A 9,032-nucleotide genomic window follows, 5' to 3' on the forward strand; every position below is an offset into this window, starting at 1 on the left:
CTGCCTCCATGCGGTGTGGTCCTCAGTCGCACAGAGCGCCCGACCGAACCACATGTCATCGAGGCAGCGTGCCTCGATGCCGCGGCTTGAGGGAGAAGGAGAAACGCATGGCGACGTTCGTCCTCGTGCCCGGGGGTTGGCACGGCTCCTGGTCGTTTGAGGCGGTGGTTCCGCTGCTGGAGCGTGCCGGTCATGCCGTTCACGCTCTGACACTGACCGGTCTGCGGCCAGACGACGACAACGCGACGGTCGCGACCGCCAACCTCGACACGCACGCCGACGACGTATTGCGGCTCCTCGATCGCGCCCACATCACCAGCGCGACGCTGGTCGGCCACAGCTACGGCGGGATGGTAATCGCGGCCGCCGCCGATCGCGCTGACGGCCGGATCTCACGAATGGTGCATCTCGACGCCTACGTACCACGCGATGGCGAGTCGTCGTCAACGACCGAGCGCTATCGGGAAGCGTTCGCTGCCGGGGCTGCGACCACCGGCTACGCCGTCCGACCGCCGGACGGCGGCGATCCCCGCCGCCGACCCCATCCCCTCGCCTCTTTCCTGCAAACGATCCGGCTCACAGGCACGCTCGCCCAGGTCCCCCGTCGGGAGTTCATCTACTGCTCGGGATGGGAAGACCGGACGCCGTTCTCTGAACTCCACACCCGACTCCAAGCCGATCCCGAGTGGCAGGTCCACGACCTCCCAACCGGCCACGACGCAATGCATGAGGCCCCGGAGGCGGTCGCTGCACTACTGCTCGGCGAATGCATCGCGGATGCATCGCGGATGCATCGACGCACAGACGACAGGCTTGCCATTGAGGACCACACAAGCCCAGTTCATCCGGCCTCCCATCATTCATGCCTCGTCTGGGACCACGGCGTCCCCGGGGGCCAACTCCGCACGACGCGCATGGCCGAGATCGGGAGGCCGTGTAGGGGTGTAGAGGACCCATCGGGAAGACCTCGACGTGCTTGACGCCTACGACCGTCCCGACCTGACCACGTTCGCCCGGCTCGACGCACTCGGCCTCGAGGTCACCGGGCAGTGGCTCGACCCGGATCGTGCAGTGCTGGCGTGCCGAGTCGTTGAGCCGGACCGGTGGTGCCGCCGGTGCGGCTGTGAAGGATCGCCGCGCGACACGGTGACCCGGCGGCTGGCGCACGAGCCGCTCAGCCGGCGACACACCACCTGGTGGTCACGATCCGTCGTTACCGGTGCACCGGCTGCGGACATGTGTGGCGCCAGGACACCAGCCGGGCGGCCGAGCCACGCACGAAGCTCTCGCGGCGCGGGCTGCGATGGGCGCTGGAAGGCAGCGTCGTGCAGCACCCGACCGCGGCCCGGGTCGCGGAAGGGCTCGGCGTGGCGTGGAACACCGCGAACGACGCGGTGCCGGCCGAAGGCAAGCGCGTGCTGATCGACGAGCAGGGTCGGTTCGCCGACGTCCGGATGGACGGCGTGGACGAGCATGTCTGGCGCCACACCCGTCAGGGCGACAAGTACGTCACGTGATCATCGACCTCACGCCCGTGCGTGCCGGCACCAGCCCAGCCAGATTGCTGGACATGATCGAGGGTCGCTCCAAGCAGGCCTTCAAGACCTGGCTCGCCACCCGACCGCAAGCCTGGCGCGACGCGGTCGAGGTCGTCGCGATGGAAGGCTTCACCGGCTTCAAGACCGCCATCGCCGCCGACGATCACCCAGTGGATGCCGGTCGGGTCAAGAGCATCCAAGGGGCCAAGGAGCGGCTCGCACGACAAGAACTTCACCTTCGATGACCTTCAGCCGCCTGCCGTGGTTGCCCTTCACGGCGGTGGTGACCTGGCCTTCGAGGGTCTTCTCCTGGATGTAGTTGCGCTCGATCCGGCCGGCGGCGGCCAGGGCGGCGAAGCACATCGCGCCCATGCCATCGGGGTCGTAGATGCCGCTGAGCGGGCCGGTGAGGAGTTCGAGCTGGACACCGGCGCCCTGGAGCTGGCCGGACAGGGGCATCAGCTCGGCGGCGTTGCGGGCCGGGCGCTGGAGCTCGTGGACGGTGAGGATGACCTCCTGGCCGGGGGCGGCCTCCTTGATGTCGTAAGCCGGCTTCAGCGCCTTCTCCAGCTCCGGCCGTGTCTTCACCCGGGTGGAGATCTTCTCCGAGAAGATCCGCTTGCAGATCGGTTCGAGCGCGTCCAGCTGGCTCTGCAGCTCCTGCTGCGCGGTCGAGCAGCGCGCGTACCCGATCCGGATCGGCTTCGCGGCCGGCGCCGCCGGAGCCTGCTCGACGGGCGGGCCCGGCTTCCACGGCCGACCGGGCCCCGGTCCTCGGGCACCGGCACCTCCAGCTCCTCCTGGAGCGCGGGGACGAGGATGAACCGCGCGGTGTGGTAATTCGGCCCCGGGGATCAATGGAACCGTGGTAGGCGCTGAGATTGATCTCGGCCAGCTCCTGTCTGCCGGGGATCTGCGGGTAGACGGGGTGCGAGTTGGACGGTGCGCTGAACGCTGGGCGGCTTTTGTATCAGGCTGCGCAGGGGGAGGTGGCCGGCAGTCGCTGATCAGTGGGCCGAGATCACCGCGCTCCGTTGGGCTCCCGTTCTCTGACCTGCGCATACTGGATATATGCGCGGGTTGACCGCCAGCGGGGCGGCGGAGCGCGAACGCTTGCTCGCGGCCGCCGTCGTGGAGGCCGTACAGGGAACGAGCGCGTACGCCGGGAGCATCTTCCTGCGCTCCCGCGACCGCCGGTCGATCGTCCTCGCCGCGACGTGCGGGGTGCCGCCGTCTCTGCTCGGTGGCTGGCGTCTCATTGCGGCGAGCAGTCCCATCCCGGTCGCCGTGGCGTATTCGACCGGGCGCACGGTTCACCTTGTAAACGCCGAGGAGACGATGCGGCGCTATCCGCAGCTCGCGGTGGCTCTGCCGTATGCCTTCGGCTCCTGCTCGGTGCCGGTGCGCGCGGGTGAGGAGCTTTTCGGATCGATGGCGATCGTGTGGCCGGCTTCGCCGGGCAGCGAGGGGCTGTCCAAACCCCAGCGCCGCCACGTGCGGAGCATCGCCTGTCGGCTCGGTGATGCCTTGGCCGAACTCCGCGCCCGTACCGGTGATCCGGTTGAGTGCGAACCGGGGACGGCTACCGTCGAGACCCTGGCTTACTCGGCGGAAGCCGTGCAGGTGGGCTTGTTCGACTGGAACCTCGGCTCCGGCATCCTCAGCGTGGACGATGCGTTCTGCGCGATCTTCAGTCTCGATCCCGGCGCTTTCGACGGGCGTCCCGACACACTTGCTTCGTGCCTGCACCCCGGTGATCGTGCCGCCTTCCGGGCCTGCGTGCGCGAGGCAGTGGGCGAGGGCCGGATCACCGCGCGGCGCCTGCGCGTACGGGATCGCAGCGACGGCGGCGAAAGATATCGCACGATCGAGCTGTGGGGCCGTGTACCGGAAGCCGACGACGCGCGCACGGCCACGCATCTGGTCGGCACGGTCGTGGATGCCCGCGCGGGCGGTGCGGCCGTCGCAGCAGTCGAACGGCTGCCAGACGGGCTGTTCTCCCTTGCCCCCGACGGGCATGTCACCTACGCCAACCGCTGCGCCCTGCGCCTACTGGACGTTTCCGCCGACGACGTACTCGGCCAGTGCCTGTGGGACGTGCTGCCGTGGCTGTCCGACCCCAGCGTCGAGTACCGGCACCGCTCCGCAATGATCTCGCAGGCGCCATCCTCCTTCCTGGTCAGCCGGACGCCAGACCAGTGGCTCGCTTTCTCCCTCCACCCGCAGCCTGACGGGGTGACCGGCCGGGTGGTCCCCGCCACCAGGCCCCCATCGGCCGCGGCAGCCCCCGCGTATCCACCGACCGTGGCACCCGCCACCACACCAGCGCGTCTGGGCGCGATGTACCACGTCCTGCAGCTCAGCAGCGCGCTGACCGAGGCAGTCACCACACGCCAAGTCTGCGAAGTCGTCTCCGATCAGCTCCTGCCGGCCTTCGGAGGCCAGCAAATGGCGATCTACGTGGTCCGCAACAAAGCAATGCACCTTCTCCACCACACCGGCCACCACGAGACATTCCTCGACTGGCTCCAGGGTCTTCCCCTGCACGCCCGCCTGCCCGGAACGGAAACCCTCACCTCCGGTGCTCCCCTCTTCATCGAGTCCCAGACGGATCTCGTCCGGGGCTACCCAGGCATCCCCACCGGACAAGTGAGCTCCTGGGTGTATCTGCCCCTGATCGCCTCCGGCCGCCCCGTCGGCACCTGCGTCCTCGGCTTCGACGACCCCCATCACTTCACAGAAAAGGACCGCGGCGTACTGACCGCACTCGCCGGGCTGATCGCTCAGGCTCTGGAACGAGCACGGCTATACGACTCGGAGTTCGCCGTCGCGCACGGCTTGCAGCAGGCGCTCCTGCCGCACCGCCTACCCAAAGTCCCAGGCATCCGGATCGTCGCACGGTACCTGCCCGCCACCAGCGGTATGGAAATCGGTGGCGACTGGTACGACGTCATCCCCACCGACACCGGGATTTGCCTCGTCATCGGTGACGTAGAAGGGCACAGCATTGCCGCCGCGGCCACCATGGCCCAGTTGCGCAGTGCGGTACGCGCGTTCGCCGCCGCCGGCCACGCACCCGGCGACGTGATGTCCGGCGTCAACCGCACCCTCATCGACCTCGACAGCGACCTGCTGGCCAGCTGCTGCTACATCCACCTCGAAGCCCACCGCGGGCACGCCAGCGCAGTCACCGCCGGCCACCCCGCCCCCCTGCTCCGCCTCCCCAACGGCACGACCAACGTCCTCGATCTCCACGTCGGAACAGTCCTCGGCGTGGACCACGCGAGCACCTACACTCCAACCCGTATTTGTCTGCCGCCGGGATCCGTCCTCGCCCTCTACACCGACGGCCTGGTGGAGAAACCCGGAACCGACATCGGCGTGGGGATCGACCGCCTGCGAGTATCACTGGCCCACGCCCGCGCGGACTCACTGGACGAACTCGCCGACCGGCTCCTGCACCACGCCCGCGGCTCCTCCCACCGAGCCGACGACATCGCCCTGCTGCTCACCGAACACGGATCCAACTGATGGCGACATGACCGGCCGTGTACTGGTGGGCTCGCCTATTCAACTGTCGCCAGTCCTCCGCCTGGCGGCGCTGCTGCCCGTTCGGAACAGGAGGCAGCATGAAGGGTAGCCTCGGGATCTGCAGTGCTGCGGTGGGCCTTCGCCGCACGCGAACGCGCGACCAACGCGCTGGACGTTCCACGCAGCAACTCCTCCGTCTGCCTTCGACGTTCCCACCAGCCACCGGGGTCCTCGTCCAGAGCCCTGACGAGGACCTTCAGCACATGGGGCTGGTGGGTACCGGCCACCGGGGAGATATTGGTGATCCGGTCGAGACGGAAGGTGCGCCAGTCGTCCCGGTCGACGTCGAAGGCACGAGGTACCACCGGCCGTGGCGGTACGGCTCGACCAGGCGGGTCGACGGCCGGCCGTGCTGGTCGATGTAACGGAACCGGAGCCTGCTGTCCTCGGCCGCCGCGTCGGCGATCACGCCGACTGTCGCTGCCCCGACCACGGCGCCGGGCTGCTCCAGCACCTCGGTTGCAAGGTCGGTCGCGGCGGCGCAAGGGGCGGGGCAGGACTTGGTCGAGCTTGAGCAAGGCGCTCGATGCAACCGCCTCCCCGGGGAGCCAGGCGCGGATCCGGTGCAGCCCGGCCACCAGAGCGGTGATCTCGTCGGCGGTGAACAGCAGCGGTGGGACCGTTGCCCGCATCGGCCGAGCTGGTGGAGATCAGGGTCAGCGAGCGCACCCGGGGACGGTGGTCCAGGGCCATCAGCTGGGCGACCCATGGACCGTCCGACGATGTGCGCGGTGCCTATGCCGTAGGCGTCCAGCACCGCGATGGCGTCACGGACGAGGTCATGGCAGCTGTACGGGTTCTTCTCGAAGTCCACCAGGGTGGACTTGCCGGTGTTGCGGTGGTCGTAGAGGATGACGTGCCGGTCGGCGGCAGCCAGGCCGTGCACAGGCTGTCCGGCCATGCGACCGCCTGGCGACCGCTCCGGTGATCAGCAGCATGGCTGGGTCGGCGGGGTCGCCGAAGTCCTCGGTCCACAGTTTCAGCTCACCAGCACCGACGATCTTCTCGGGCATACGGCTCTCCTTTACCGGGACTCTTGCAGAAAGCCCCGGCGTTCACGCCGGGGATGAATACATCTCAAGGCTGCTCTGACCTGCACTCTAGAGCGGGCGTTTTTGCTGTTCGATGTACTGACGGACGATCGCCAACGGTGCTCCGCCGCAGGATGCCGAGAAGTACGAGGGCGACCACAGGTGCCCGTGCATGATGGCGCGGTTGATGCGGCCGGTGAACTCCTGCCGCATCCGGCGGGCGGAGACGCCCTTGAGGCTGTTGACCAGCTTGGAGACGGCGACCTTGGGCGGGTAGTTGATCAGGAGGTGGACGTGATCGCGTTCGCCGTTGAACTCCTTCAGCTCCGCCTCGAAGTCCTCGCACACCTTGCGCATGATCTCTTCGCAGCGTGCCAGCATCTCGTCGTTGAAGACTCCTTGTCGGCACTTCGTAGCGAAGACCAAATGCACATGCGTCGCCGAAACAACGTGGTTGCTACGCCTGTAGTCGTTTTGTTCATCCATGAGACCAATCGTAGTAGGATCTTGGTTATGCAGCTCCGCTACAACTACCGGGCCTACCCGAATGCCACCCAGCACCGTGCGCTGGCGAATGCGTTCGGCTGCGCCCGCGTGGTGTGGAACGACTGCCTGCGCGACCGCAAGGAAGCGCACGCGGCCGGGCTGCCGTACGTGAAGTCGGCCGAGCTGTCCCGGCTTCGCATCACCCAGGCCAAACGCACCGCCGAACGCGCCTGGCTCGCCGACGTCTCAGCGGTCGTCCTGCAACAGTCCCTGCGGGACCTCGACACCGCCTACAAAAACTTCTTCGACAGCCTCAAGGGCAAGCGGCAGGGCCGCAAGGCCGGCCCTCCCCGCTACAAATCGAAGAAAGACACCCGGCAGTCGATCCGCCTCAACACCAACGCCTTCTCCCTCCCAGCGGGCGGCACGGTGTACGTGGCCAAGGTCGGCAACCTCAACGTCACATGGTCCCGCCGACTGCCGGCCGCGCCCACGTCCCTGACCATCACCAAAGACAGCTCCGGCCGGTACTTCCTCAGCTTCGTCGTGGACACCGAGCCGGACATCCTCCCGCAGGCGGAGACCGACACCGGTCTCGACCTCGGCCTGTCCGCCTTCGCCGTCCTGTCCGACGGCAGCAAGATCGACAGCCCCCGCTTCCCGCGCCGGGCCGAGAAGAAACTCAAGCGTCTACAGCGGGCGCTGTCCCGCAAGGCCAAGGGATCGAAGAACCGGGCCAAGGCCCGCATCAAAGTCGCGCGCCAGCACGCCAAGGTGGCGGACCGGCGCCGGGACTGGCACCACAAGGCATCCACACAGATCATTCGCGACAACCAAGCGGTGTACGTGGAAGACCTCGCGGTCTCCGGCCTCGGCCGCACCCGCCTCGCCAAGTCCGTACACGACGCGGGATGGTCCGCCTTCGTCGGCATGCTCCAGTACAAGGCGGTCAAGCACGGCCGCACCTTCGCCAAGGTGAACCGGGCCTTCCCGTCCTCTCAGGTCTGCTCGGCCTGCGGATTCCGGGACGGCCCCAAGCCCCTGCACATCCGAAAGTGGACGTGCCACGAGTGCGGCACCATGCACGACCGCGACCACAACGCAGCCCGCAACGTCCTCTTCGAAGGACGCCGCATCGTCGCCGCCGGACGGGCGGAGACGCTCAACGCCTTGTGGAGCGCCGGTGAGACCAGGACGAAAGTCCCGGCACAGCGCGTTGAAGCAGGAAGCCCCCGGAAGGGTCAGACAACCCAGGCCGGAAGCCCTGGACTTCAGGCCAGGGAGCACGTCAAGTGGATGGGCCTGGTTCGGTGATCAGCGGGGCGGCCCCTGGTCGCCCCCCGGCGTGGGCCCGGCCTCTCCCAGCGCCGTGCCGGGACGGCTCGGCCGATTGAGCAATGGGTACTCGCCGCCGCGGCGCCCGCGGGTGTCGGTGTGTGTCCATCCGCGCGATGGCGCCGTCGCGCAGCGGCTGTCCGGCGAACCGATCGAGCGGGGGCACCTGAAAGCCGGAGGCCGTCGGATCCGCGCCGCAAGCTCTTGAGCACGCGTCAAGGGAGCTGGATCACCGCGCACGTCGGCCCCCGCTGATCGAGGGTCTCGCACTGCTCGGGCCCGTTAGCGACGACGGCACCTACTTCGATGCCCCAGGCTTTCGCCGGTACGACGACGGGCGTGGTGATCCGCTGTTCAACCACGCCTTTGTCGTTGGGACGCAGGGTGCTGCTGTAGAAGTCGGCCACCCCGTCGAGCGGATCGCCATGCCTGGTCACGGCGTTTCCGTAGACCTCAATGGTGGCCCAGGTGTCCACGCCGTCCGCGTGCACGGTGAAGGTCAGCTTCAGATCCGATCGGGGCCCTTCGAGCTTGACGTCCGTGATGCTGGGCCGCCCGTTACCGCCTGCGGCTTTGGACGCACCGATGACCGCCACGCTCAAAGCCACCATGTAGAAGACGACCCCGAGGACGAGCACGATGGTCTCCCAGAGGTTGCCCCGCCGCGTGGGGCGGATAAGCAGGGCCACGATGCTGCAGACGATGGCGAGGATGGCGCAGAGACATGCCACGTAGATGGGCCAGGACTCATTGTTGAGAGCGACGAAGACGATGTCGCTGGTGAGCCCGAGCGTGGTCATGATCCCGGCGACTGCGACCAGTGCCCCGGCAAGGATCTTGGCGACGTCGTCCAGGCGCTTTCCCACCTTGGCCTGGGTCTCATCGGACATCGGAGTGGGTTCGTGGCCGCCGCCGAGCTTCTTCACTTCGCCGATGGTGGCCGACGGGAGAGGATTCCGAGCGTATCCGCGCCCAGTAGGGGGCCAAAGGAAGGAAGAACCGGAAGGTCCGAAGCCATCCCGCCGTGCCCCGCCCGCGGTTGGATGGAACA

The 9,032-nt window shown here is 67.9% G+C and carries 7 protein-coding genes and 3 pseudogenes; 5 read left to right on the forward strand and 5 right to left on the reverse strand.

All coding sequences use genetic code 11. The annotated features are described in order from the left end of the window. The first annotated feature begins 107 nt into the window (after positions 1–107). Positions 108–980, forward strand: coding sequence for an alpha/beta fold hydrolase (locus JK363_RS28880; protein WP_236076184.1), 873 nt, complete (start codon positions 108–110; stop codon positions 978–980). After that, positions 973–1,699, forward strand: a pseudogene (locus JK363_RS28885) (transposase); the annotation flags it as partial. The gene JK363_RS28880 and the pseudogene JK363_RS28885, both read left to right, overlap by 8 nt. A 24-nt stretch (positions 1,700–1,723) precedes the next feature. On the opposite strand, the pseudogene JK363_RS44325 reads toward JK363_RS28885, so the two are convergent. After that, positions 1,724–1,774, reverse strand: a pseudogene (locus JK363_RS44325) (hypothetical protein); the annotation flags it as partial. Positions 1,775–1,814: 40 nt separating this feature from the next. Beyond that, positions 1,815–2,600, reverse strand: a pseudogene (locus JK363_RS41945) (recombinase family protein); the annotation flags it as partial. Between the two features lie 9 nt (positions 2,601–2,609). On the opposite strand from JK363_RS41945, the gene JK363_RS28895 reads away from it, so the two are divergent. Continuing rightward, positions 2,610–5,069, forward strand: coding sequence for a SpoIIE family protein phosphatase (locus JK363_RS28895; protein WP_201879268.1), 2,460 nt, complete (start codon positions 2,610–2,612; stop codon positions 5,067–5,069). Positions 5,070–5,325: 256 nt separating this feature from the next. On the opposite strand, the gene JK363_RS45055 is transcribed toward JK363_RS28895, so the two are convergent. Further along, positions 5,326–5,838, reverse strand: coding sequence for a WYL domain-containing protein (locus JK363_RS45055; RefSeq protein ID WP_443726308.1), 513 nt, complete (start codon positions 5,836–5,838; stop codon positions 5,326–5,328). Here JK363_RS45055 and JK363_RS28900 point away from each other — a divergent pair. After that, positions 5,752–6,057 (forward strand): hypothetical protein, encoded by a 306-nt coding sequence (locus JK363_RS28900; protein WP_201879270.1) that lies wholly within the window; start codon positions 5,752–5,754, stop codon positions 6,055–6,057. The genes JK363_RS45055 and JK363_RS28900 overlap by 87 nt on opposite strands. 172 nt (positions 6,058–6,229) lie before the next feature. Here JK363_RS28900 and tnpA read toward each other — a convergent pair whose 3' ends face one another. Continuing rightward, positions 6,230–6,646: an IS200/IS605 family transposase gene (gene tnpA / locus JK363_RS28905; protein WP_201879272.1), complete on the reverse strand. Its 417-nt coding sequence runs from the start codon at positions 6,644–6,646 to the stop codon at positions 6,230–6,232. 27 nt (positions 6,647–6,673) lie between these two features. Here tnpA and JK363_RS28910 point away from each other — a divergent pair, with 27 nt between their 5' ends. Further along, the gene (locus JK363_RS28910) at positions 6,674–7,960 is read left to right on the forward strand and encodes an RNA-guided endonuclease InsQ/TnpB family protein (protein ID WP_201879274.1); all 1,287 of its coding nucleotides are present in this window, start codon (positions 6,674–6,676) and stop codon (positions 7,958–7,960) included. Positions 7,961–8,196: 236 nt separating this feature from the next. Here JK363_RS28910 and JK363_RS28915 read toward each other — a convergent pair whose 3' ends face one another. After that, a complete protein-coding gene (locus JK363_RS28915) occupies positions 8,197–8,907 on the reverse strand; it encodes a hypothetical protein (protein WP_201879276.1) in 711 nt (236 codons plus the stop codon). Between the last annotated feature and the right edge of the window lie 125 nt (positions 8,908–9,032).

The organism is Streptomyces coffeae, assembly GCF_016741875.1.
Lineage (GTDB): Bacteria > Actinomycetota > Actinomycetes > Streptomycetales > Streptomycetaceae > Streptomyces > Streptomyces coffeae.